Origin of the sequence: Yersinia aldovae ATCC 35236, assembly GCF_000173735.1 — a bacterium.
In the GTDB taxonomy this organism is placed as follows: domain Bacteria; phylum Pseudomonadota; class Gammaproteobacteria; order Enterobacterales; family Enterobacteriaceae; genus Yersinia; species Yersinia aldovae.
In genome coordinates this window covers 18,656-44,681 of record NZ_ACCB01000015.1, presented here as the reverse complement: position 1 = coordinate 44,681, position 26,026 = coordinate 18,656, and the positions used below count along the sequence as shown (strand labels likewise).

The following is a 26,026-nucleotide window of genomic DNA, read 5'->3' as shown; positions in this document are numbered from 1 at the left end:
TCACTCCAGTAGGGAATTGTCCATACCAGAAAAAGGGTTTTATTTTTTTATCGGATTATCAGGAATAGAAGAATGGAGGAGCACGCGGTTGGTTTTCGGAATAGGTATCGTCAATAATTTTTGAATAGATGAATGAGGAGGGTGATACCTCAGCCAGCAGTAAGACGGTGAGAATATCGGCTTTAAAAGCCGTATTAAGCAACGGAAGGTGGATCAGTAATACACAATAGCCACAGGCGGCATGACCCATCATCATGTCATTATGGGTGGCCTCATGCTGCCCGGAATGGGTGGTCTGGGCGGTTTGGTTATCATGATGCGCCATCTCCGTGGCACAGTCGGTCTCCGACATGGCCGCAGTATTTTGGTCATACGAAAGCGCCAGTGAGGATGACACCACGGGAGCGATAAAGAGCATCAGAATCGCGGCTATCCCCAGCCAGGCGGAATAGCACCTTCTGCGATAATGCATTTGGCCTAATGGCATCCATGTACCAATGGCATGGCAACGGAAATCCCACGGTTCATCACGATAATTCCTTTATCTCAATATACCCTGCATACTTCAGACTGCATGTGTGCTGGTTGCCACGATCAACCCAATATTTTGATTTATAACAACTCATTGGGTTCATTGCATTGCCACCTTCCTGCAATTCGAATTATTTTGGGTATAACAAAAATACAATTGATTACTCTCTGTTTTATTGACAGTTTTTATTGGCGCTGATAGTTCGAGTTCGTGGGAGATCATATATGAACCAGGCTTAACGCGGTGTCAATTCTCATTAAAATAAGAGTATTTCTCATTTGTTCCGAGTCAGAATCTGTGATGCCTCACTATTATTCGCAACAGCATCATATCAATTGCATTAAAAATCGGATATACATCACAAAATATAGCAATGCCTGTGCTAGGATCCGCCGCCTTAGAGCTGGAAACGGGTTTGATGCCTTTTTAGCCCTATGCCCGTTTTTAGCTATTATCTGTCTTTAACTCTTATTTATTTGATACTGACACACAGGCCTATTTATGAATAACAGCAATCGCATTCGGCTAACTTGGATCAGTTACTTTTCTTACGCCCTTACCGGTGCGTTAGTTATTGTCACCGGGATGGTGATGGGGAATATCGCAGAATACTTTAATCTGCCTATTGCCAGTATGAGTAACACATTTACTTTCCTTAACGCGGGCATTTTGATTTCAATCTTCCTCAATGCCTGGTTGATGGAAATCATTCCGTTAAAACGTCAGTTAGTGTTTGGTTTCATTCTGATGTTAATCGCAATTGCCGGATTAATGGTTGGGCATAATCTGATGGTCTTCTCCATCAGCATGTTTATCCTCGGGGTGGTCAGCGGGATAACCATGTCGATAGGTACCTTCCTGGTAACCCATATGTACGCAGGACGTCAGCGCGGTTCACGCCTGCTGTTTACTGACTCCTTCTTCAGTATGGCCGGGATGATCTTCCCGGTTGTGGCTGCCATGCTGCTGGCGCGGCATATCGAATGGTACTGGGTCTATGCCTGCATCGGTTTGTTGTATGTGGGGATTTTCGTGCTGACATTGTGCTCTGAATTCCCGGTGCTGGGCCATAAAGCCACTGACCAGAGCAAGCCTGTCACGAAAGAAAAATGGGGTATCGGCGTGCTGTTCCTGGCGATTGCCGCGCTATGTTATATCTTGGGCCAACTCGGTTTCATCCAGTGGGTGCCGGAATACGCCACCAAAACCTTCAATATGGATATCAGCCAGGCAGGCCAGTTAGTCAGTAACTTCTGGATTTCCTATATGATTGGGATGTGGGTATTTAGCTTTATCCTGCGCTTTTTCGATCTGCAACGCATCGTCACCGTGTTGGCGGCGTTGGCGACATTGTCGATGTATATGTTTGTTAGCACGGATAATCCAGAGCATCTGAGCTACTACATTCTGGCATTGGGCTTTGTTTCCAGCGCAATTTACACCACGCTGATTACATTGGGTTCACTGCAAACCAAAGTGTCTTCACCAAAACTGGTGAACTTCATTCTGACCTGCGGTACTGTCGGCACCATGTTAACCTTCGTGGTAACTGGCCCGATTGTGGCTAACAGTGGTGTACATGCCGCGCTGACAACAGCCAACGGCCTGTACCTTGCCGTGTTTGTGATGTGCCTGATTCTGGGCTTCTTCACCAAGCACCGTAGCCACGGCCATGAGACTCACTGATTAACCGGTTTTCCTGCCCTGCTGCCACTTAGATGCAGGGCAATACCTATTTGAAATTCACCACCTCTTCCTGACCGAGATAAATCCGGCTCTCTGCTGGCTGCGTTTTGGCAATTACCACGCCGTGACGAATAGAGTAGCGCACTGGCACCTGCCGCCGTACCGCATCAAAACCGCTTTCTGCGGGCAAAATAATCAGATTGGCGCGATTACCGGGCTGCAAACCATAATCCGATAAACTCATCGTTCTGGCGCTATTATGAGTTATCAGATTCAGCCCATCATTGATTTGGTCGTATCCCATCAATTGGCAAATATGCAGCCCCATATGCAGTACCTGCAACATATTGGCGGTTCCTAACGGATACCACGGGTCGAACACATCGTCATGACCGAAACAGACATTAATCTGTGCCGCCAACATCTCTTTCACCCGCGTAATGCCCCGTCGCTTGGGGTAAGTGTCAAAGCGCCCTTGCAGGTGGATATTGACTAAAGGATTAGCCACAAAGTTAATACCGGACAGCTTCAACAGGCGGAATAGCCGTGAAGTATAAGCGCCGTTATAAGAGTGCATCGCCGTGGTATGGCTGGCGGTCACGCGCGCACCCATGTTTTCCCGGTGCGCCAGTGCCGCCACTGTTTCAACAAAACGTGACTGCTCATCATCAATTTCATCGCAATGCACATCCACTAGCCGCTGGTATTTTTGCGCCAATGCAAAGGCGATATGTAGCGATTCGACGCCATATTCGCGAGTAAATTCAAAATGAGGAATAGCGCCAACCACATCCGCCCCTAGTCGCAGCGCCTCTTCCAAAAGAGCGGCACCATCAGGATAGGAGAGAATCCCCTCCTGCGGAAAGGCCACAATCTGCATATCCACCCACGGACTGACTTCTTCTTTGACTTCCAACATGGCACTTAAGGCCGTCAGGCTGGGGTCGGAAACATCCACATGGGTGCGCACATGCTGAATGCCATTGGCTATTTGCCACTTCAATGTTTGCCAGGCGCGCTGTTTCACATCCTCGCGAGTCAGTAGCACTTTGCGTTCAGCCCAGCGCTCAATGCCCTCAAACAAGGTGCCGGATTGGTTCCAGCTTGGCTGCCCGGCGGTTTGAGTGGTATCCAGATGAATATGCGGCTCGATAAATGGTGGCAGCGCCAAGCCGCCCTGCGCATCCAGCACGCCCGCACCGGTTGTCAGTTGTTCTGGTTGAGGCGAAATAGCACTGATTTTGCCATCAGCGATAGTTATCTGCCACCGCCCCGCTTGCCCGCTCAATCGCACATTATTAATCGTGGTGAGGAGATAATTTGGTAAGGATTGCGCTGTCATCGATGCCTCCGTGATCTTTTTTATATTCTTGCCATAACGAAAAACTATTAGCTTTAGCTTACCCGACCAACCGCCCGCTGCCTGATTTTCTTTTTTGATGATTTAAAATCTCAGACTGAAACCTTTCAGCTAAAGATGAATAAAATCCGCAACTTATCAAAAAACGTTTAAAATCATTTATCTACCACCTTAGAGGTATATGGAAAGCTAATTGATTTACATCAATAAGTGCGCTGCACGGAAGATTAAGGTGAAGGTAGAAAATTAAAAATTGAGGCAAAAATGAGCAAAGTCAAACTTGCCATCATCGGCAATGGCATGGTCGGCCACCGTTTTATCGAAGACTTATTAGATAAAGCGGATAAGGACCAATTTGAGGTAACCGTCTTTTGCGAAGAACCGCGCATCGCTTATGACCGGGTACATCTTTCTTCTTACTTCTCCCATCACACTGCGGAAGAACTGTCACTGGTTCGTGAAGGTTTTTATGAAAAGCACGGTGTCAAAGTGCTGGTTGGCGAACGCGCCATCACCATTAACCGCAAAGAGAAAGTCATCCACTCCAACAGCGGCCGTACTCTGTATTACGACAAGCTGATTATGGCGACCGGCTCCTATCCGTGGATCCCGCCGATTAAAGGCAGCGAAGGGCAAGACTGCTTTGTTTACCGCACCATTGAAGATTTAAATGCCATTGAAGCCTGTACTCGCCGCAGCAAACGTGGCGCGGTTATCGGCGGCGGGCTGCTAGGGTTGGAAGCCGCCGGTGCGCTGAAAAGCCTTGGCGTTGAAACCCATGTCATTGAGTTTGCACCGGTATTAATGGCAGAACAGCTTGACGCAATGGGCGGTGACCAACTGCGTCAGAAGATTGAGCGCATGGGCGTCAGAGTTCATACCGGCAAAAATACCCAAGAAATTGTCCACGCCGGGCAAAACAGCCGTAAAACCATGCTGTTTGCCGATGGTAGCCAGTTAGAAGTCGATTTTATTGTCTTTTCCACCGGTATCCGCCCACAAGACAAACTGGCTCACCAATGCGGTTTAGCCACAGCGCGCCGTGGTGGTATTGCTATCAATGATTATTGCCAAACCTCCGACCCCGATGTCTACGCCATTGGCGAGTGTGCCTCGTGGCAAGAACGCACCTTTGGCCTGGTCGCGCCGGGCTATAAAATGGCGCAAGTCACCGCTGATCATCTGTTAGGCCGCGAAAATGCCTTCCACGGTGCCGATATGAGCGCCAAACTCAAACTCCTCGGTGTAGACGTCGGTGGGATTGGTGATGCTCATGGCCGCACTGAAGGCGCACGCAGCTACGTTTATCTGGATGAAAATAAAGAGATTTATAAACGGCTGGTGGTCAGCGCGGATAACAAAACCTTGCTGGGAGCTGTGCTGGTGGGTGATACCACCGATTACGGCAACTTGCTGCAACTGGCACTCAATAATATCGAATTACCGGAAAACCCCGACAGCCTGATTTTGCCAGCCCATGCGGGCAGTAAACCCGCGATGGGGGTTGATTCCCTGCCGGATACCGCGCAAATCTGTTCCTGTTTTGATGTGACCAAAGGCGATATTATTCAAGCCATTGGTCAGGGTTGCCACACCGTTGCCGCGCTGAAATCTGCCACCAAAGCCGGTACCGGTTGCGGCGGCTGTATCCCGCTGGTAACACAAGTTCTCAATGCTGAACTGAGCAAGCAAGGCATTGAAGTCAATCATCATATCTGTGAACACTTCGCCTACTCACGCCAAGAGCTGTATCACCTGATTCGGGTCGAAGGAATTAAAACCTTTGCCGCGCTGTTGGAAAAATACGGTAAAGGCTACGGCTGCGAAGTGTGTAAACCGACCATCGGCTCGCTGCTGGCCTCCTGCTGGAATGAATATATATTGGAGCCGCAACATACCCCGTTGCAGGATACCAACGACAACTTCCTCGGCAATATCCAAAAAGACGGCACTTACTCGGTTATCCCGCGCTCACCGGGCGGCGAAATCACGCCGGATGGCTTGTTGGCCATAGGCCGTATCGCCAAACAATATAACTTGTATACCAAACTGACCGGCTCACAGCGCGTTGGAATGTTTGGCGCACAGAAAGATGATCTGCCGGCTATCTGGGCACAACTGATTGACGCGGGCTTTGAAACCGGCCATGCCTATGCCAAAGCACTGCGTATGGCAAAAACCTGCGTCGGTAGCACCTGGTGCCGCTTTGGGGTTGGCGATAGCGTTGGCTTCGGTGTCGCGCTGGAACACCGCTACAAGGGCATCCGTACACCACACAAAATGAAATTTGGTGTTTCCGGCTGCACCCGTGAGTGTTCAGAAGCACAGGGTAAAGATGTCGGGATTATCGCCACCGAAAACGGCTGGAACCTGTATGTCTGCGGTAACGGCGGGATGAAACCACGTCATGCGGACTTACTGGCAGCGGATCTGGATGAAGAAACCCTGATGCGCTACCTCGACCGCTTTATGATGTTCTACATCCGTACCGCCGATAAACTGCAACGCACCTCAGTCTGGCTGGAAAGTCTGGAAGGTGGCATCGACTATCTGCGCGCGGTGATCCTCGATGATAAGCTGGGTATCAACGACCAATTGGAAACCGATATTGCCCGCTTGCGCGATAAAGTGACTTGCGAATGGAAAGCCACCGTCGAAAATCCGGCCGCACAAGTTCGTTTTGCCCACTTTATCAACAGCCCGCAGCGCGACCCGAATGTACACGTGGTGCCAGAACGCGACCAACATCGCCCGGCCCGCCCGGAGGAACGCATCCCTGTTCGGGTACTGGAACTGGAGGATAACTTATGAGTCAGTGGATTCCACTTTGCCCATTAGCCGATATTTTGCCCGGTAGCGGCGTATGTGGCCTGATTGGTGAGCATCAAGTCGCGGTATTCCGGCCTTATGCGGACGAACAAGTGTTTGCCATTAGCAACATCGACCCCTTCGCTCAGGCCAGCGTGCTCTCACGCGGATTAATTGCAGAACATCAAGGTGATTTGTGGGTGGCTAGCCCACTGAAAAAACAGCACTTCCGCCTGCATGATGGCTTCTGTCTGGAAGATGAAACACGCTCGGTTGCCCATTTTGATGCGCGGGTTCGCGACGGCATAGTGCAAGTCAAAGCGTGATAGATAACTGGGGGATCCGGTCAATCTGGATCCTTAACAAAAATAACATCAATCATCCCCAAAGATATTGGCGTTGCAGCAAGGCAGCCAACGAGCTAGCTGACATAAGTCAGTGATTCGGGTTGGTGAGTGCAGCGAACACCGCTGTGGCGTCAAGAGCAAGGGGACTGGGAAAAAGTATGTATACAGACACCATTAACAAATGCGCGGCCAACGCAGCCCGCATCGTCAAACTGGCGAAAGAAAGCCCGCTGGGATTTTGGATTGGTTCAGCGATGGCCGGTGCTTATGTCGGCCTTGGCATTATTCTGATTTTCACCCTGGGCAATCTGATTGACCCCGCTTATCGCCCATTAGTCATGGGGGCCACCTTTGGCCTGGCGCTGACGTTGGTGATTATCGCCGGTTCTGAGCTGTTTACCGGCCACACCATGTTCCTGACCTTTGGGGTCAAGGCGGGCACTATTAAATCCAGTCAAATGTGGGCTGTACTGCCACAAACCTGGCTGGGGAATCTGCTGGGTTCTGTTTTTGTTGCCCTGCTTTATTACTACGGCGGCGGTAACCTGCTGTCAGTGGATACCAGTTTGGTGCACACCGCGGCGCTGGCAAAAACCTCTGCGCCCGCTATGACCTTATTCTTCAAAGGTGTATTATGTAACTGGCTGGTTTGTCTGGCGATCTGGATGGCAATTCGGGTAGAAGGTGCGGCCAAATTTATCGCCATCTGGTGGTGCTTGCTGGCCTTTATTGCCTCCGGTTACGAACACTCCGTAGCAAATATGACGCTGTTCGCCTTGTCTTGGTTCGGTCATCACAGCGAGGCTTACACCCTGAGCGGCATCGGTCATAACCTGTTGTGGGTCACGCTGGGGAATACCCTGTCAGGCGCGGTCTTTATGGGCTTGGGTTATTGGTATGCCACCCCACGGGAGCAACGCCCACAGCCTGCGCTAGTCAATGCGCCACAAGCTGCTAAGCAATAACGTACTGAATAGCTGAATGAAGGGGAAACGTGTCGTTGGGGCCAACTAGGCGTAAGCCGATAAAAACGCTAGCTGGCGTAAGCCATCGAAGCGCCCCTAGGTGCGGTCGCCCCTTCGATCACTGAACTATAAATAGCTACCTCCTGCCACAAAAATGAAGGATTGCCCATGGACTACTTCCCGATTTTCTGCCAACTGCAAAACAAAGCCTGCCTGCTGGTCGGTGGTGGTGAAGTGGCCGAACGTAAAGCCCGCTTATTGCTTGATGCGGGTGCCGCCGTCACCGTCAATGCCTGCGAATTTACCGAGCAGTTTCACGATTGGGCGGAGCAAGGGCTACTTTCATTAGTCAGCGGCGAATTCGCACCAGAACTGCTGGCAGAAAAATGGCTGGTGATTGCCGCAACGGACCAATTGTCGGTCAATGCGTTGGTCTATCAAAGCGCCAACCAACAACGCATATTCTGCAATGTGGTTGATGACCCAAAACGCACCAGTTTTATTATGCCGTCAATCATTGACCGCTCTCCTATCATGATAGCTATCTCTTCTGGCGGAAAAGCTCCAGTGTTAGCGCGATTGCTGCGAGAAAAACTGGAAGCTATGCTGCCACAGCATTTGGGCCAATTGGCACAGTTGGCAGGCCACTTACGTCAGCGGGTGAAACAGCATTTTACCGCGATGACTGACCGTCGCCGCTTCTGGGAAAAACTACTCACCCATGACCGTCTGGCGCAATCACTGGCTAATGAGGATCAGGTACAAGTCGAACAACACGTTGAGCGACTGTTCAATGCGCCACTGTCTAATCGCGGCGAAGTAGTATTAGTGGGAGCCGGGCCGGGGGATGCTGGTTTGCTGACATTAAAAGGGTTGCAGCAGATCCAACAAGCTGACGTGGTGGTATATGACCGGCTGGTGTCCGATGAAGTGATGAATTTAGTACGGCGTGATGCGGAGCGCATTTTTGTCGGTAAAGAGTCTGGCCGCCACTGCGTACCGCAGGATCAAATCAATCAAATTCTGTTGCAACAGGCGCAACAGGGTAAACGGGTGGTACGTTTGAAAGGCGGCGACCCGTTTATTTTTGGCCGTGGCGGCGAAGAGTTAGAAACGCTGGCGGAGGCTGGGATACCGTTCTCGGTGGTGCCAGGAATTACCGCTGCATCCGGCTGTTCTGCCTACAGCGGCATTCCGCTTACCCATCGTGACCATGCGCAGAGTGTGCGGCTAATTACCGGGCACGCCAAAAAAGACGGTCAACTGGATTGGGCCAATCTAGCGGCAGAAAAACAAACGCTGGTGTTCTATATGGGGCTATCACAGGCAGGTGAGATCCAGCAGCAATTGATTCAACACCAGATGCCTGCAACAACGCCAGTGGCACTGGTCGAGAACGGTACCTCGCGGCATCAGCGGGTGGTAAGCGGCGAACTAAGCCAATTGGGATTACTCGCACAGCAGGTCAACAGCCCAAGCCTAATTATCGTCGGCAGTGTGGTTAATTTACGCAAAAAACTGAACTGGTTTTCCAGCGCAGAACACGGCAAAGCAGGGACGAAGGAACAAATGGAAAGAGTGGGTTAAGCCAAATTGACTCTGAAGGGGGAAGGATCCCCCTTCGAATGACTTATTGATTCACTTACGGATGAGCAACAAAACCAATAGCTTCATACACTTTTGCCAGCGTAACTTGCGCGCGAGCACGCGCCTTAGCCGCACCTTCACGCATCACTTCCTGCAAAAAAGCCTCGTCTTCACGATATTGATGATAACGCGCCTGAAGTTCGCTCAGCATGCCAGAAACCGCATCGGCAACTGCACCTTTCAAATGACCATACATTTGGCCTTCAAACTGGGCTTCCAGCTCAGGAATAGACTGGCCTGTCACCCCTGACAAGATATCCAACAGGTTAGAAACACCGGCTTTCTTCTCAGTGTCATAACGGATAACCGCTGGCTCATCAGAATCGGTCATGGCGCGTTTAATCTTTTTCACTACAGATTTAGGATCTTCCAATAATTCGATGACGTTATTGCGGTTATCATCAGACTTGGACATTTTTTTTGGTCGGATCCTGCAAGGACATCACCCGCGCACCGGCTTTTGGAATAAACGGCTCTGGGATTTTGAAAATATCGCCATACAACGCATTGAATCGGCCCGCGATATCACGGCTCAGTTCCAGGTGTTGTTTCTGGTCTTCACCGACTGGTACCTGGTTAGTCTGATACAGCAAAATATCCGCCGCCATCAAGACCGGATAATCGAACAAACCGGCGTTAATGTTTTCCGCATAACGGGCTGATTTATCTTTGAACTGGGTCATGCGGCTCAGTTCGCCGAAATAGGTATAGCAGTTCAGCGCCCAGCCCAGTTGAGAGTGCTCCGGCACATGGGATTGAACAAAAATGGTGCTTTTCTGCGGATCAATACCGCAAGCCAGATACAGCGCCAACGTGTCCAGAGTTCTTTTACGCAACTGCGCTGGATCCTGACGAGCAGTGATTGCATGCAGGTCAACAATGCAATAGATGCAATCATAGTCATCCTGCATCTGTACCCACTGACGCAGCGCACCCATGTAATTGCCAATAGTCAATTCGCCGGACGGCTGCGCGCCGCTAAATACGATAGGTTTTTGTTTATCGGATACAGCAGTTATTTCAGTGGGTTTACTCATTTTATACTTCCTGATCTTTTAAAGATGGTAGCCCGATGACGGGCAACAGGGAGGCAAAATGCTCCAGCACGCAATCGGGGTGGCTGGTAGCAATGGCTTCGCCGTAATTATATCCATAGGTCAGCCCAATACATGGGCAACCTGCCGCCTGCGCAGCCATAATGTCGTTACGCGAATCGCCGACAAACAGCATTTCGCTAGCGCGCAGGCCAAGTTTAGCTAACAACAAATACAGCGGGGCTGGATGCGGTTTTTTCACCACCACATCATCACCGCCGATAATAACCGAGAAATAATCCGCAATACCCAGTGATGCCAGCAAAGGGGCAACAAACGGCGTCGGCTTATTGGTAATCAGGCCCATCGGTAAGCCACTGGCCGCCAGTTGTGCCAGCGTGGCTTTCACCTGCGGGAATAGCTGACTCCCCTGCTCCACGGTTTTAGCGTAATAGTGGTCAAATAATTCACGGGTATGCGCCACAGATTGCGCATCAGGCTCGCGGCCGGCCCAGCGCAGCGCACGCTCAACCAGCACATCAGCGCCATTGCCAATCCAGGTTGATACCAAATCTTTACCGGCAACCGGCAAGTTTTGATGTGACAGCGCCATATCAATCGCGCTGGCAAGCCCCGGAGCGCTATCAACTAATGTGCCGTCCAGATCGAACGCCACACCACGGATAGAGACAAATTTAGTCATGGGCAGACATCGCCAATTCACTGCGCATGGCATCAATGACTGCGGCGTAATCTGGCTGATTGAAAATAGCCGACCCCGCCACAAACATATCAGCACCGGCAGCCGCTATATCGCGGATATTATCCACTTTAACGCCACCATCAACTTCCAAACGAATGTCGTAACCGCTGTCATCAATCAGTTTACGTACCTGACGCAACTTATTCAGTGTTTCAGGGATAAATGACTGCCCACCGAAACCGGGGTTCACCGACATCAGCAAGATGACATCCAGCTTATCCATCACATAATCAAGATAGCTCAGCGGCGTGGCAGGGTTAAACACCAGACCGGCCTTGCAGCCATTCTCTTTGATCAGTTGCAAGGTGCGATCGACGTGTTCAGAGGCTTCGGGATGGAATGAGATATAAGTCGCACCGGCTTTGGCGAAATCCGGCACGATACGATCAACCGGTTTCACCATCAGATGCACATCGATAGGCGCGGTAATCCCGTAATCACGCAAAGCCTGGCACACCATCGGTCCAATGGTCAGGTTGGGCACGTAATGATTGTCCATCACATCAAAGTGTACGACGTCAGCCCCCGCTGCGAGCACCTTGGCAGTGTCTTCACCCAGCCGGGCAAAATCGGCTGACAGAATAGATGGGGCAATTAAAAACTTTTTCATCCGCTTCTCCAAACGTGGTTCTTTGTTTTATGAAATATCGACTTTATCTATTTTTCTAGCATAAATATCTAAAGCACAACTTATTCCATAAACAACTGGGTTTGAATCTGTACTGAGTGGTGGCCCCACTCAGCTATACAGCGCCAAAAGCTCGTTCACTTTACTACGGCCAAGAATATTACGGCTGATAGTACGGCGCGCTCTCACTACGTGCAGTGACGCCTGATGATACCAATTGCGCGTCAACTCAGTGTCATGATTAGAGATAAGAACCGGAATGTGATTTTCAGCCGAAAGCTGGTAAGCCAGGCGAGCCAGGTTCTGTTGATCTGCAATACCGAAATTATTGGTGTGATATGCCGTAAAATTCGCCGTCGCGGACAATGGTGCATACGGAGGATCACAGTAAACCACCGCTCCATGCACTGCTTTTAATAGCGTTTCCTGATAATGCTCACAAACAAACACGGCCTTTCGCGATTTTTCCGCAAACCAATACAGCTCAACTTCAGGGAAGTAGGGCTTTTTGTAGCGACCAAAAGGCACATTGAATTCACCGCTCAAATTATAACGACACAGGCCGTTATAACAATGGCGATTCAGGTAGAGGAACAATAATGCACGGCGATAGGCATCAGTACTGACGTTAAACTCATGCCGTAGCAGGTAAAAATGCTCGGAATTATTGAAATCGCCCGTGAATAAGACGCGGGCATCACGCACAAAATCATCGGTGCGTAACTTCACTATATTGTAGAGATTGATAAGGTCGCTGTTGATATCGGCCAGTATGTAAGACTCGTACTCAGTGTTAAGAAACACCGAACCCGCACCGACAAATGGCTCTATCAAGCAGTCGCCCGCTGGCAGATGGCGTCGAATGTCATCAACCAGCGGATATTTCCCACCAGCCCATTTTAAAAAAGCGCGGTTTTTCTTCATGCCGTCAGTTAGCTACTTAATAATTCAGAGCCGCAGATTGTACTCTGTTTCAAACAGCACATCAGCGCACAAATAAGAATGATTTATTTTTTAAGGTCTTGCTGTACTTGTTGTACAGGTTTAACCCACGGTTTTTTTGCCTGAACATCGGCTGGTAGCGTCGTGATTGCCCTTTTTGCGTCAGCTGAAGAAGCGTAATTACCACTGACTAAAATGTACCAAGGTTTGCCATCACGCTTCGTTTCGTACACATGATAGTCAGATAATTGTTGCTGTTTGGCATAGGCATTCAGCGTGTCTGAGCGCGATGCGCTGCTCAGTTGCAACGTGAAGTGACTAGCCGGTGCATTTTTCAACGTACTGCTATTACCCGCAACCACACTGGATTTACTACCAGAAGAGGCTGCCGGAGTCACCGCTGTTGTCGGTTTTTTATGGCTGGTAACAGGCGGTTTGGACTCAACCACAGGACGCTTCTGTGCCGGATGAGTGATAGTTTCACCCGTTGCCGCCACTGTCGCACCTTTGGTACCAGAAACGGTTGCCGGAGCCGTTGGCAATGTTGACGTCTGCCCATCATTCATGTTCTGAGACAAGGTATCAACCTGCCCCTGTGTCTGTGACAGCGCATCTGACATGTTGCCTGGCACTTCCACCCGCTGGGTTGGGCCGTTCGCTATAGGCTGTAGCGCGGCCTCAGTTGGCGTCGGAGAAATTGGCGGCGCACTGAGATCTTGTGGCTGAGCGCTGTTCTTCACGCCGTTGGCATCATGGCCATCGCTGGCATTGTTCGCCACACCCGGCTGGGGATTATTACCACTGGTTAGTGAAGAGGAATCAGACAAATTAATCGTTTTCGCCGCATCCACATTCGGGTTCTGTTGCGAAGCCTCATGTTCAGTTGGCGCTTTTAGCGCTGAACCAATGGCGATAATAATCAACAGCAGAACCAAAATGCCGATGCCAATCATCATGTGTTGGCGTGAAACAGCAAGTTTAGGCCCAGTTGAGGGCTTGCGAGAACGTGTAGGACGACGGTCACTGCTATCTGGTTTCAGATCGTCTTCCGGCTTTAAATCATCCATCTAAACCCTCCAACTAGAGGCAAAAGCCTACCGCATGTGTGTCTGCGATCCGGCTGATTGATTTTACTGACTGCAAACAGGCCGAAACCGCCTGCTGCGAAAGAATATGATGTTTCATAATACAGCATCATAGAACTTATGATCATCGTACTTATGAATATAAAATTTATTCACGTCGCGCTTATGTCATTTTTATCACTGGCAATCAGCGATGGAGGCCAACACCATGTCATGTGCAATACCACCACGGATTTCTGACGTACCGATAGCCGTTGGCAGTACCAGACGAAGTTCGCCCGCCAGCACTTTTTTATCGCGCATCATGTGCGGTAGATAAGACTCAGGTGTCATTTCCTGTGGCCCACAGATAGGCAGACCAGCACGTAGCAGTAGTTTCTTGATACGCTCAACATCTTCAACTGAGAACTGGCCCAATCGACGTGAAGTGTGTGCCGCCATCACCATGCCTGCTGCAACAGCTTCACCATGTAGCCAGACGCCATAACCCATTTCTGCCTCAATGGCATGACCATAAGTATGACCCAAATTGAGTAAAGCGCGCATCCCGCTTTCTTCACGTTCATCGGCAGCAACAACATCGGCTTTTAATTCACAGCAGCGACGGATGCAGTAAGCTAACGCTGACATATCCAGTGCTAAAAGTGCGTCGATATTATTTTCTAACCAATCGAAGAAAGCTGCATCAAGAATAATGCCGTATTTGATAACTTCAGCCAGCCCGGAAGCAAGCTCACGTTGAGGAAGTGTTTTCAGACAATTGAGATCAACTACCACCGAAGCAGGCTGGTAGAAGGCACCAATCATGTTTTTGCCCAACGGATGGTTCACTGCGGTTTTGCCACCGACAGAGGAATCCACTTGAGAAAGTAACGTAGTCGGAACCTGAATAAATCGGACGCCACGCTGGTAGCACGCTGCGGCAAAACCGGTCAGGTCGCCCACTACACCGCCGCCTAAGGCGACAAGCGTAGTATCACGACCGTGCGGTTTTTCCAGAAGGGCAGAAAATACCTGCTCCAAAACGCTCAGAGATTTATACTGCTCGCCATCAGGTAAAATCACCTGATCAACTTGAACGCCGCCCTGTTCCAGCACTTTCCGGATTGAATCCAGATAGAGTGGAGCCAGTGTTTGGTTGGTCACCAGCATTACCTGATCACCCACCTTTAGCGGTTTAAAAGAGACCGGATCATTAAATAATCCGGCAGCAATCGTAATGGGGTAGCTACGTTCCCCTAACGTGACAGTAATCTTCTCCATGTCGCGCTCAGTAACCTTCTTAACTTACGCCCGGAGGCATTAGTAAAATGCTAAAATCAGTTACTTTCCAGCATGTTGATGATCTGGTTAGCAACAACTTTCGCGCTTTGATCGTCAGTGCGGATGGTGACATCTGCAATTTCTTCGTACAACGGATTACGTTCTTTTGCCAGTGCTTCTAACACTTCACGCGGAGGCGCATCAACCTGCAACAACGGACGTTTTTTGTCACGCTGTGTACGGGCCAACTGCTTCTCGATTGTGGTTTCTAAATACACCACAACACCACGGGCTGACAAACGGTTGCGGGTTTCTCTGGATTTAACAGAGCCACCACCGGTTGCCAGAACAATGCCTTGTTTTTCCGTCAGTTCATTAATAACTTTTTCTTCGCGATCGCGGAAACCTTCTTCGCCTTCCACGTCGAATACCCAGCCCACGTCAGCTCCGGTACGTCGCTCAATTTCTTGATCGGAGTCGAAGAACTCCATATTGAGTTGCTGAGCTAACTGACGACCAATAGTGCTTTTGCCGGCACCCATAGGCCCAACCAGAAAGATATTGCGTTTCTCTGCCATGTTTTTGGTATTACTAAGACTATTCGTTAATGATAACCCGCCCCGCCAATCAAATCAGCGGCGGGACCTAAACTGAAACCTCATGAGCGATAGTGCGAGATCAGACGGAAAATTATCTCAGCACTTCTGGTAGTTTGGCAACCGAATAAATCGTTGTACACGTCGTGGGAGGGAAACCATACGTTTTTATCGGCGTATCAACGTTATTAAAAACCTCGGAGCTCAATTCGGTAACCCTTGTAAGCTAAATCGGGCGCAGCGTCAAATTTAGAAGCCCCCTATCACGTAAAAAATTACAGAAAGTCACTAAGATTGACCTGTTTTCGTGAAACTGAATCCCACAGCGTTCAGATGCCAATTAACCTTGGCGTGATGAAAATCACTAGCTCTCGTCGGGTTTGCGCCCGAACGTCCTGTTTGAATAACGCCCCCAGCAGAGGGATATCGGCCAGGATTGGAACTTTATTAATACCCTGATTGTTTTTTTGCTGGAAAATACCGCCCAGCACGATAGTCTCTCCATCATTGACCGTTATTTGCGTTTTAATTTCCTGCTTATCTATTAGTAATGCTTCACTATCGCCGCGTTTAATCGCCATGCCCGGCATGTTTTGGCTGATTTTCAAGTTTAGAGTAATCTTACCGTTGCGCAGTATTTTTGGCGTAACTTCCATCCCTAATACTGCCTCTTTAAACTCAATAGTAGGCACCCCTTTTTTACCCCGCGAGACCGTATAAGGAATATCAGAACCTTGCTTGATACTGGCAGTTTGCTGATGGGATGTCACCAGCCGAGGGCTGGCAATAATATCAACCTGATTTTCTTGCTCCAGCGCGCTCAATTCCAGTTCCAGCAGACGCCCGCCGATACGGGCAACATTGAATCCAGCGCTGAGGGCGCTATTGGGGAGTGGCAAATTCACATTAAAATTATTCACTCTCAGCGCACGGGGCTGCGTTGCTTCATCCATCCCCCAACGCACACCAAGTTCATGCAAATTTTCCCGACTCATAGTTACGATGTGTGCCGCTAACTGCACTTGCTGTAAAGGCAAATCCATCTCTGCCAGCCAAACTTTCAGTAATGCTAAAGAAGCGGGAGTATCGCGAATTAATAATGTATTTGTTCGTTTATCTACCACCACGCTGCCTAAAGGTGAAAGTAAGCCGCCTTCAGGTAGGTTCAGACTATCGGCCACTTGTTGGGCATCAGCATACTGCAATGCCAATGTGAGATTGCTCAGTGTCTCCGGTAACGCTTTTTGTTCTGCCTGCTGCCGCCTCTCTTGCAACTCTTGCTCGGTAAATACCATCATCACCGCACCATCACGTTCAACCGTCAAACGGCTCATGCGCAGTGTTATTGCCAGCGCCTGCTCCCAAGGCACTTCGTTTAATCTCAGACTGAGATTACCGCCGATGCCGGATGTTGCCACCAGATTCAATTGCTGATAATCAGCCAGCGCCTGCAAAACCAAAGTGGCAGGCGCATCCTGAAACTCCAGTGAAACCAATTGCCCCTTGCCAGTGCTATAAGATGCCGCGCAGCAGATAGATACACTGCTGAGAACCCCATAAAGCAATATATGACGGGCTAATTTTGACCATTTTGAGACACGGTAGAACAACGGAGAAATCCATATTTTAGTATTAATATTCATCAGATTAATTCCTTTTAGTACTGATTATCTCTGGGCGAAATACTGAATTTAGCGCATCAATAGCATCGCCGTTGCTGATAAGCCTGAGCAGGGGATATCGGGGTTCACATGCTGTAAGCGTATCTGGCGTGAACCAATATGAGAAACTTGCCAGTTCGCTGACAACAATGCCCCAACGATAAGTTTCAGCCAGACTCCATCAGGCCTACGCACCCAGCCAGATTGATAACTCACACCGCTAACAACCCCTTGTAACTGCCAATCCGTCAATTTTTCCTGTTGAGCATCACACGGTATAGTTGATATAGCCTGAAAAGGGTCACGCCCGTTATTCCTCGCATTCTCAAGCTCTGGCGATAATGGTTCTGCATAAACCATCGGTGTGAGCAGTGCGATAGTCCACCATCCTCTGTTGTTACTCATGTTTCCCCTCGGCACGATACTCCTTGAGGTTTAGCTTTATTGTCAAAGCGCGATTTTCACGATTTATCTCAATGATTTTTATCAAGATAGGCGATGGAGATAGGGTCAGTTGACGCAGTAAATGAAGCGCCCCATGAAAATTAATCCGCAATGTCGTATCCCATTGTTTTTTATGCTCCGGAAAATATTCTTTCTGCTCTGGAAGCGGTTTATTCTGACCTGGCAAAAGTTGGTAATTTCCTGCGTCTGTCGGTTCAACTACCCGTTGCCAACGCACCACCTGGCCACCAAATGGCATAATCCATTCACCAACTTGATGAGCCAGTGCGCTATCAAACGATTGCTTTTCCCCCTCGGCAGAAAGCCATCCTTCATGTAGCGATTCTTTTTGTAACAATACGTTAGATTGATCTCGAAGAGATGAAAGTGAAGGCAACTGCATAAGTCTGGATTGCTGATTATTGATACTTTGCTGCTGTTGCGCTATTTCATCAGTAAAACGGCCATGTTCCGCCCATTCAGGCCGCAGCATCACACCGTAAGCTATAACACCGATTATCCCCAACAGCCCCCATAACCATAAACAGAGCTGCCAGCCCGGTTTATCTACCCAGTGTTGTAACATTCGATTCATTACCGTCCTGTTCATTCCGATTTTACTCATTTAACCCCGCTCCCCGGCTGCCAATTGGCACGCACGACAAAACGAAAGTTGCCATCATCCCGTTGGGTAATCCCCTCCAGGCGCACTTTTTCAAGTAGAGGCTGGCGATATAACATTCTCAGAAATGTATCAATTGCGATGTAATCCCGGCTGATAACAGTGAAGGCCAAAATATTGCCTTGCGGAATCAGAGCCTCCAACCAACAGCTATCTGGAATGTGTTCTGACAAATGCTGCAATAAGCGAAAATAGTGGCGAGCAGGTTGCCGTGCCTGCTGATAAAGCTGAAAACGCTGCTTCATTTCGGCCAAACGAGCGATTTCTTGTTGTATCACCTGATGGCGCTGGCTCAATACGGCCTGCTGCTGTGATAACACCACCAAATTGCCTTGCAGCAGGATGCGCTCACCACGCAATTGCATCGACATCACAACGAATCCAATAACGACCAGCCCCAGGTGACACAGCCCCGTATTGCGCCAAAAACGAAAACGCGCCCTCTGTCGCTCAGCACGCCAGGGTATAAAATTAACCTGATACATCAATAGTCTGCCGGACGTAATGCCAGCCCTCCGGCTAAAGTAAATGCGGCGGGGAGTGGCGGTAATGGTGGTTGGTACTGTGCAAAAGCGGCGAAGGGTGACCATGCCATCATATTGTCAGGTAAAGGCTCTTCAAACAGGCTGCTGTAATAGACCCGTACAGGGCTATCGTGCGCGCTGGCCAGACGAATGTATAACTGCGCCAGCGGGTCAGTTGTGTTAGTCCGCTGGCCATGCGGCCCGTCACTGTCGCCATCAGGAACGATGACGCCATAGTCAAATGGCATATCACTGGATGAGACCCATAACCATTCATCGACCAGCCGATGAACCAACCAATAGTTTCCCGATAGACCTGCGGCGGCGGCCATATAACGTAGAGCACAAGGAGTAATATCAATCACATGTGCTGGTAAGCCCGCCTGATTTAGACATGCTTGCCACTGTTGTACCTCGGTCTGTCGGGCTGCGGTTATGATTATCTCGCTACCGGATGCAGATGCGGTGCGGTAATCCAGCGACAATGCCTGATTGTTCGCCGGAAAGACTCGGCTTGCCGTCGCATTGATAAAACCGCCGCGTGCAGGCTCACGCAAGCGTTTATCCGGAGTGGGAATGGTGTGTTGCAGTATGCGTTGTGTGGGTAAGGCAATACGTAATGAAATATTTTTAGGTAGCTGTTTATGTAATAATTTGAGTTGTTCGCTAACGATATCTGGCTGATGTAAAATACCCTCCCGCAAAACGCCAGAAGGTAAGGATTGATGCCACCAGTAGCGTAGTTGCCAGCCATAGCGGCGTCTGACAACGGCCAAGGCGCGTATCGCCTCCATTTGAATATCTAGCCCTACCTGCCAAGATTGTGAGTACATCTTTGTCGACCTCCATGTCGAAAGAGAAAATAAAAGAACGTATCCATGTTACGGGCTTGCCTTTATACTACGGCGCGGTTGTTTATAAACTGCCCAATTGACATTGAATGGGAAATCTCAGGTGAAGTTCGTAAAGTATCTTTTAATCCTTGCGGTGTGTTGCATTTTACTGGGAGCTGCCTCGATATTTGGCCTGTATAAATATATTGAGCCTCAGCTACCCGACGTTGCCACGCTGAAAGATGTCCGGCTGCAAACGCCGATGCTGGTGTATAGCGCCGAAGGCGAATTGATCGCCCAATACGGCGAAAAACGCCGTATCCCATTGACATTAAAACAAATTCCGCCAGAAATGATACATGCATTTATTGCAACGGAAGACAGCCGATTCTATGAGCATCACGGCGTGGATCCGGTGGGTATTATGCGTGCAGCGTCGATCGCGATGGTGTCAGGCCGTGCCTCTCAGGGGGCCAGTACCATCACCCAGCAATTAGCGCGAAACTTCTTTTTAAGCCCGGAACGCACCTTAATGCGCAAAATCAAGGAAGCGTTTCTGGCAATCCGTATCGAACAGTTACTGACTAAGGATGAGATCCTTGAACTGTATCTGAATAAAATTTATCTCGGTTACCGCGCCTATGGTGTCGGTGCTGCCGCGCAAGTTTATTTTGGCAAAGAGGTCAATGAGTTAACACTCAGCCAAATGGCAATGATTGCTGGTTTGCCAAAAGCGCCATCAACTTTCAACCCGCTTTACTCACATGACCGCGCTGTTACGCGCCGTAATGTTGTGCTGTCGCGTATGTTGGATGAAAAATACATCACCCAAACGCAGTACGATCAGGCTCGCAGTGAAGAGTTGGTTGCCAACTACCATGCGCCACAAATTGCTTTCTCAGCACCTTACCTGTCCGAAATGGTGCGTCAGGAGATGATCAAACGTTACGGTGAAAATGCTTACACCGACGGCTATCAGGTCTATACCACCATCACTAAAAGACTCCAGTTGGCCGCGCTTGAATCATTACGAGCCAACGTATTAGCTTACGATATGCGTCATGGCTATCGCGGCCCGTCCAATGTGTTATGGAAAGTGGGCGAGAGCGCCTGGAGTCGTGAGCAAATTATCGATTCGCTAAAAACACTGCCGGTATATGGCCCGCTGTTACCTGCGGTGGTGACACAAGCGAATGCCGCGCAAGCCACCGCCATGTTGGCTGATGGCAGTGACGTGGCGCTGCCGATGTCTGGGATGCGTTGGGCGCGGCCGTATAAATCAGATAATGCGCAGGGGCCAACACCTAAACAGGTCACTGATGTGGTACAACCGGGCCAGCAAATCTGGGTCCGAAAAGTCGAAGATAACTGGTGGCTGGCGCAGGTGCCCGACGTCAACTCCGCGCTGGTGTCCATCGATCCGAATAATGGTGCAATTAAAGCGCTGGTAGGCGGTTTTGACTTTAACCAAAGTAAATTTAACCGTGTTACCCAGGCGCTACGTCAGGTGGGTTCGAATATTAAACCGTTCCTCTATACCGCCGCGATGGACAAAGGGCTGACACTGGCGAGCATCCTCAACGACCTGCCAATTACCCGCTGGGATGCCGGTGCAGGTACTGACTGGCGGCCGAAAAACTCCCCCCCCACTTACGATGGGCCAATCCGCTTGCGTCAGGGCTTAGGGCAATCGAAAAACGTGGTTATGGTGCGGGCAATGCGAGCAATGGGCGTCGATTATGCCGCTGAATATCTGCAACGTTTTGGCTTCCCGGCACAGAACATTGTGCATTCAGAATCACTGGCGTTGGGTTCTGCTTCGTTCACACCATTGCAGTTAGTTCGCGGTTATGCGGTGTTGGCCAACGGCGGCTATTTGGTCGACCCGTATTTCATTACCAAGATCACCGATGATGTAGGTAATGTGCTGTTTGAAGAAAAGCCTAAAATTGTCTGCGAAAGTTGTAATCTGCCGGTGATTTATGGTGATACTCAACGTTCTGTAGTGCTTTCTGACGATAATACCGAAAACGTCTCCACTTCTCAGAACAGTAATGCCAGTACGGTGCCAATGCCAGAACTGGAGCAAGTCACACCGGCTCAGGCCGCGCTCAACAGTGACCAGCAATATGCGCCTCATGTTATCAGCACGCCATTGGCGTTCCTGATCCGTGACGCCCTGAACACCAACATCTTCGGGGAACCGGGCTGGATGGGAACAGGCTGGCGGGCAGGTCGTGATCTGAAACGTAGAGATATCGGCGGTAAAACCGGTACGACAAACAATTCGAAAGATGCCTGGTTCTCGGGTTATGGTCCCGATACCGTGACCTCGGTTTGGATTGGCTTTGATGATCATCGCCGCGACTTAGGCCGCAGCACGGCATCAGGCGCAATACCGGATCAGATTTCCGGGGCGGAAGGCGGGGCAAAAACAGCGCAGCCAGCCTGGAATGAGTTTATGAAAGCCGCTCTTGCAGGCTTACCTGAGAAGCAAGTACCACCGCCACCAGGGATTGTCAGTGTCGTGATTGATAAGCAAACCGGTAAGTTATCCAGTGGTGGGCCAGGCAGTCGCCCTGAGTTCTTTATCGACGGGACACAACCGACTGAATACTCAGTACATGAAGCGGGTACCACGCTGATGGACAACGGCCAGACTCACGAATTGTTCTGACCATCATACCTGCCGCTGCTGTGACTTATTGATGTAACAGCAGTATTCAGACAAAAACCGGGTGACCGCAAGGTCAGCCCGGTTTTTTTATCTCGGATAGTGGACTATTCTGGTAATCGCTTATTAAGAAATGCCTGCGCCAGAAAAAGAGCGCTGACATTACGTGCCTCACAGAAATCTGGCTCATCGAGGAGCGCCATCATATTGGCAATAGGCCAACGGACTTGCGGTAGTGGCTCCGGTTCATCACCTTCCAGGCTTTGCGGGTAAAGGTCATGCGCCATAACAATATTCATTTTGCTGGAAAAATAGGACGGTGCCATTGTCAGTTTGGTGAGGTAATCGAAGCGCTTGGCACCAAACCCAACCTCCTCCATTAGCTCACGATTAGCCGCCTCCAGCACCTCTTCACCGGAATCAATCAGCCCTTTCGGGAACCCCAATTCATACGCATCAATACCGACAGCATATTCACGAATCAGCAGCAAGTCATCGCCGATAATCGGCACAATCATCACGGCCTCACGGTTAGATGGCCGCATACGCTCATAAACACGTTGCACGCCATTGCTAAACTCCAGATCAACCGCTTCAACGGTAAATAAGCGGGAGCGGGCAATTGTTTCTATTTTAAGAATTTTAGGTTTTTGCAAGTATGCCATGATAGCCCCAAATTAAAATATCACCGCCCATCTGACCCCCATCCTGATAACACAGACCTTCTTATGACAACGCGGTAGACCATTTTTTGTTCATAACGAAAATCCTGACATTTTATGCAGCGTTTTATTAGAACTTGATCACATTGTGCGTTAATGAGAACCTTTATCGCAATGCCAGTTAGATATAATTTGTCTGTTTTTAACATGACGGTGAGTTTAACCAAGATTAAACTGGTTGTTTTTTAACCACCTCCAGTCAGGTACATGTTAAAAATTGTGTTTGAAAATAGGATTATGCTGATATTACCGCTGTTTTAGCCTTGCTATCCTTATTAGTCTACGAGCAGTTTAAGAGCACTTGTATTAGGTTATTTGATGAATAATAGCGCGTCTAAAGCTAGCTCACTGAAATAACCCTGTTATAACCAAAGAACTTGGAGTTGCAAATAAACGGCGAATGGGTTGTAAACCATTTTGAACGGCGTTTGCACTCACCCGCAGGGAGAGGCTCATAATCTCGATAAGCTTATATAAGTCAAGTAATTCGGGTGAGTAAGCATAGCTCACAATCCTGTGGCTTCAGGTACAAAGGGTATAAATGCCTCTGCACTGTATTTATGCATAATATGTATTTTTTCATAGTGTTGATGTCAGTCAGGGGCGAGGGAATGGGGAAAGGAAGAGTACAATGGTCTTAATATTGGCCTTACTGCTGACCAGCATGATTGTGGTCGGCTTGTGGTGGTGGTTCCGATTCCGCCACCTTTCACTCGCAACGGTAACAATGCCGTTCGTCAAGCCCACCTGCCGCAAACTTACCCCTGAAGAACGCGTTAATATTGAAAATTACTTGCTCAATCAGCAAGAAAAAGTCGGTTTCAAATCACAACCAACGTTTGATTCACGAACACTGACTAACGACAACATTTCATCAGGAAAGTTGGTACTCACTCCACAAAGTGACAATGTCTATTCGGTGACCCGCGCGATTACCCGCTATGGCGTCGCCAGCGATGAACCCAATGAATGGCGTTATTATCTTGATTCAATTGAAGTTCATTTGCCCCCTTCATGGGAACAATATATCACTCAGGATAACGATGTAGAGCTTATCCAGACTCAGACCATCCCGTTGGTGATTTCTCTTAATGGGCATACCCTTAAAAATCATCAGCCAGAAAATAGCTATCAACCACTTCTACCCTCTGCGGTGCAAAATGCATCAATCCGCAAAAAAGATAGTGAACACATTGAACTACTCAATATCCGCAAAGAAACCGCAGAAGAGTATGCCCTGCATGGTCCCAATGGCCTCAAAGAAGCGCTGGTTATCTGTGTCGCATTGTTATTACTGTTTTTGGCACTCACCGGCCCGGCGGTAACTATGCTTTGGCTGGTTATCGTAGCCGCGACCTTAACTGGCTGGGCATGTTGGAATATGCTCCGCCCGTTGGCGGATAAAGATTTACGTGAAGTCCATTGTCTAAGGGGTACACCAAAGCGCTGGGGGCTGTTCGGTGAATCGAATCAGGCGCAGATGAATAATATCTCCCTTGGCATTGTCGATCTGATTTATCCCGCTCATTGGGGGCCGTATTTCGCCCAGGACCTGGGTAAAAAAACCCATATTGATATCTACCTCAATCGTCAGGTTGTCCGTCAGGGGGCTTTTTTATCGCTGCATGATGAAATGAAACATTTTCCGTTACAGCGCTGGGGGAAAAACCTCACACTCGTGGCCGGCTCACTATTGGTATTGGTGTTATTGCTAATTTATGTGCCGCTGGGATTACCACTCAAACTGAGTGTTGCCTGGTTGCAAGGCGCACAGAGTCAGCAGGTTACCAGCGTTGAAGCCCTTGAAAAGATGCCATTACGTATTGGTGATATGCTGAAAGCACAAGGTAATGGGATGTGTTATGTGCCGCCAAATAGCCAAAATTCACGTAACTTCGTTTTTACCCCTTTTGATTGCTCCGGTATTTACTGGAATAACGCTGAACCACTGCCGCAACCAGAATCTGACACCATTGAAAAAGCGGCAGCACTGGTCGCCTCGGTTAACCATCAGTTGCATCCCCAAGGCACCGATGCCAGCGTCAACCCACAACTGGCAACGGCCATCGAGAAATCTGGCATGATTCTGCTGGATAACTTCGCCGATATCGTTCTGAAAACGCAAACGTTATGTAGTAACGATGCCGACTGTATTCGCCTGAAGAATGCGTTGGTGAATTTGGGGAATGCCAGAAACTGGCCGGGGTTGGTCAAGCGGGCGCAATCCGGGGCTTTGAAAGGCATGAATGTACTGTTACGTCCGGTCAGTGCTGATGCTTTGGAAAATCTGGTGAATACGGCAACATCCTCGTTTGTTTATCGCGAAACCCATTTGGCAACCGAAGCACTGAACAGCCCGCCGCCCGGAGGCTTTCTGATAACCAGTGATGAAGGCAAGCAGTTGGTCAATCACCCTGCCCCGTCAGTGCCGCTGTTCGATTACAGCGCACTGGAACAGTGGCGCGAGCTGCAACGGCTTTCCGGTTTGCTGCTCAATACGCCGTTTAAAGCTGAAGGTATCATCACCAATATAACTGTCGATGCCAATGGTACACGGCACATTGCGCTGCACAGTGAGCCGGATATTGTCACATTGGGCCGCTATCTCGGCACCAGCCTGTTGCTGCTGGCATTGGTCGTCTGTTTACTGGTCAATGCCACCTTATTGATTATGCGGGTATTGAAGAACCGCAGCCGGATGGATGATATTCAGCACTATTATGACGATTGCTTTAATCACAACCTCACCCCATCACCGCGTCTGCGTTAGCTGCTTTTCATGTTCCTACTTGCGATGTCCACGGGTGTGCGCAGGGTAACTTTGCTATGC

The 26,026-nt window shown here is 49.4% G+C and carries 21 protein-coding genes and 1 pseudogene; 7 read left to right on the top strand and 15 right to left on the bottom strand.

Going from position 1 to position 26,026, the window contains the following annotated elements:
• Window positions 1-58: 58 nt before the first annotated feature.
• The gene (locus tag YALDO0001_RS08995) at window positions 59-487 is read right to left on the bottom strand and encodes a DUF2946 domain-containing protein (RefSeq protein WP_042839628.1); all 429 of its coding nucleotides are present in this window, start codon (window positions 485-487) and stop codon (window positions 59-61) included.
• Window positions 488-1,033: 546 nt separating this feature from the next.
• Between YALDO0001_RS08995 and tsgA the strand changes: the two genes are divergently transcribed.
• On the top strand, window positions 1,034-2,218 hold the full coding sequence (gene tsgA / locus YALDO0001_RS08990; protein ID WP_004702248.1) for an MFS transporter TsgA: 1,185 nt from the start codon (window positions 1,034-1,036) through the stop codon (window positions 2,216-2,218).
• A 46-nt stretch (window positions 2,219-2,264) separates the two neighbouring features.
• Here the strand turns inward: tsgA and YALDO0001_RS08985 are convergent, their stop codons facing one another.
• A complete protein-coding gene (locus tag YALDO0001_RS08985) occupies window positions 2,265-3,560 on the bottom strand; it encodes a cytosine deaminase (RefSeq protein ID WP_004702246.1) in 1,296 nt (431 codons plus the stop codon).
• Window positions 3,561-3,842: 282 nt separating this feature from the next.
• On the opposite strand from YALDO0001_RS08985, the gene nirB reads away from it, so the two are divergent.
• The 4 genes from nirB to cysG all read left to right on the top strand — a co-directional run bounded on the left by nirB (window position 3,843) and on the right by cysG (window position 9,285).
• Window positions 3,843-6,389: a nitrite reductase large subunit NirB gene (gene nirB / locus YALDO0001_RS08980; protein WP_004702243.1), complete on the top strand. Its 2,547-nt coding sequence runs from the start codon at window positions 3,843-3,845 to the stop codon at window positions 6,387-6,389.
• Complete coding sequence (gene nirD, locus YALDO0001_RS08975) at window positions 6,386-6,712, top strand: nitrite reductase small subunit NirD (protein ID WP_005159717.1); 327 nt, start codon at window positions 6,386-6,388, stop codon at window positions 6,710-6,712. The genes nirB and nirD overlap by 4 nt, the downstream gene beginning before the upstream one ends.
• 179 nt (window positions 6,713-6,891) lie before the next feature.
• Window positions 6,892-7,698: a nitrite transporter NirC gene (gene nirC, locus YALDO0001_RS08970; RefSeq protein WP_004702239.1), complete on the top strand. Its 807-nt coding sequence runs from the start codon at window positions 6,892-6,894 to the stop codon at window positions 7,696-7,698.
• Window positions 7,699-7,866: 168 nt separating this feature from the next.
• Window positions 7,867-9,285, top strand: a complete 1,419-nt coding sequence (gene cysG, locus YALDO0001_RS08965) for a siroheme synthase CysG (protein ID WP_004702237.1) — start codon at window positions 7,867-7,869, stop codon at window positions 9,283-9,285.
• A gap of 55 nt (window positions 9,286-9,340) precedes the next feature.
• Here the strand turns inward: cysG and trpS are convergent.
• The 12 genes and pseudogenes from trpS to pilM all read right to left on the bottom strand — a co-directional run bounded on the left by trpS (window position 9,341) and on the right by pilM (window position 19,800).
• Window positions 9,341-10,382, bottom strand: a pseudogene (trpS, locus tag YALDO0001_RS08960) (tryptophan--tRNA ligase).
• A gap of 1 nt (window position 10,383) precedes the next feature.
• A complete protein-coding gene (locus YALDO0001_RS08955) occupies window positions 10,384-11,082 on the bottom strand; it encodes a phosphoglycolate phosphatase (protein WP_042839627.1) in 699 nt (232 codons plus the stop codon).
• Window positions 11,075-11,752: a ribulose-phosphate 3-epimerase gene (rpe, locus tag YALDO0001_RS08950; protein WP_004702229.1), complete on the bottom strand. Its 678-nt coding sequence runs from the start codon at window positions 11,750-11,752 to the stop codon at window positions 11,075-11,077. The genes YALDO0001_RS08955 and rpe overlap by 8 nt, the downstream gene beginning before the upstream one ends.
• 129 nt (window positions 11,753-11,881) lie before the next feature.
• Entirely contained in the window at window positions 11,882-12,694 is an 813-nt protein-coding gene (gene dam / locus YALDO0001_RS08945) for an adenine-specific DNA-methyltransferase (RefSeq protein WP_004702227.1), read from the bottom strand.
• Between the two features lie 83 nt (window positions 12,695-12,777).
• Window positions 12,778-13,779 (bottom strand): SPOR domain-containing protein, encoded by a 1,002-nt coding sequence (locus YALDO0001_RS08940; protein WP_004702225.1) that lies wholly within the window; start codon window positions 13,777-13,779, stop codon window positions 12,778-12,780.
• 195 nt (window positions 13,780-13,974) lie between these two features.
• Window positions 13,975-15,060 (bottom strand): 3-dehydroquinate synthase, encoded by a 1,086-nt coding sequence (gene aroB / locus YALDO0001_RS08935; protein ID WP_004702223.1) that lies wholly within the window; start codon window positions 15,058-15,060, stop codon window positions 13,975-13,977.
• Between the two features lie 56 nt (window positions 15,061-15,116).
• A complete protein-coding gene (gene aroK, locus YALDO0001_RS08930; RefSeq protein WP_004702222.1) occupies window positions 15,117-15,638 on the bottom strand; it encodes a shikimate kinase AroK in 522 nt (173 codons plus the stop codon).
• A gap of 347 nt (window positions 15,639-15,985) precedes the next feature.
• Entirely contained in the window at window positions 15,986-17,299 is a 1,314-nt protein-coding gene (gene hofQ, locus YALDO0001_RS08925) for a DNA uptake porin HofQ (RefSeq protein ID WP_004702220.1), read from the bottom strand.
• A gap of 48 nt (window positions 17,300-17,347) precedes the next feature.
• Window positions 17,348-17,722: a pilus assembly protein PilP gene (locus YALDO0001_RS08920; protein ID WP_042839626.1), complete on the bottom strand. Its 375-nt coding sequence runs from the start codon at window positions 17,720-17,722 to the stop codon at window positions 17,348-17,350.
• Window positions 17,715-18,386 (bottom strand): pilus assembly protein PilO, encoded by a 672-nt coding sequence (locus YALDO0001_RS08915; protein WP_231583081.1) that lies wholly within the window; start codon window positions 18,384-18,386, stop codon window positions 17,715-17,717. Before YALDO0001_RS08915 ends, YALDO0001_RS08920 begins: the two co-directional genes overlap by 8 nt.
• Window positions 18,383-18,928, bottom strand: a complete 546-nt coding sequence (locus YALDO0001_RS08910) for a PilN domain-containing protein (RefSeq protein WP_042839624.1) — start codon at window positions 18,926-18,928, stop codon at window positions 18,383-18,385. Before YALDO0001_RS08910 ends, YALDO0001_RS08915 begins: the two co-directional genes overlap by 4 nt.
• Window positions 18,928-19,800, bottom strand: a complete 873-nt coding sequence (gene pilM / locus YALDO0001_RS08905; protein WP_004702215.1) for a type IV pilus biogenesis protein PilM — start codon at window positions 19,798-19,800, stop codon at window positions 18,928-18,930. The genes YALDO0001_RS08910 and pilM overlap by 1 nt, the downstream gene beginning before the upstream one ends.
• A 121-nt stretch (window positions 19,801-19,921) precedes the next feature.
• Between pilM and mrcA the strand changes: the two genes are divergently transcribed.
• Entirely contained in the window at window positions 19,922-22,477 is a 2,556-nt protein-coding gene (gene mrcA, locus YALDO0001_RS08900) for a peptidoglycan glycosyltransferase/peptidoglycan DD-transpeptidase MrcA (protein WP_042839623.1), read from the top strand.
• 104 nt (window positions 22,478-22,581) lie between these two features.
• On the opposite strand, the gene nudE is transcribed toward mrcA, so the two are convergent.
• On the bottom strand, window positions 22,582-23,139 hold the full coding sequence (gene nudE / locus YALDO0001_RS08895) for an ADP compounds hydrolase NudE (protein WP_004702211.1): 558 nt from the start codon (window positions 23,137-23,139) through the stop codon (window positions 22,582-22,584).
• Between the two features lie 688 nt (window positions 23,140-23,827).
• Between nudE and YALDO0001_RS08890 the strand changes: the two genes are divergently transcribed.
• Window positions 23,828-25,966 carry an intracellular growth attenuator family protein gene (locus YALDO0001_RS08890; RefSeq protein ID WP_004702208.1) on the top strand — a complete coding sequence of 713 codons (2,139 nt, stop codon included), beginning with the start codon at window positions 23,828-23,830 and terminating at the stop codon, window positions 25,964-25,966.
• The last annotated feature ends 60 nt before the right edge of the window (window positions 25,967-26,026 follow it).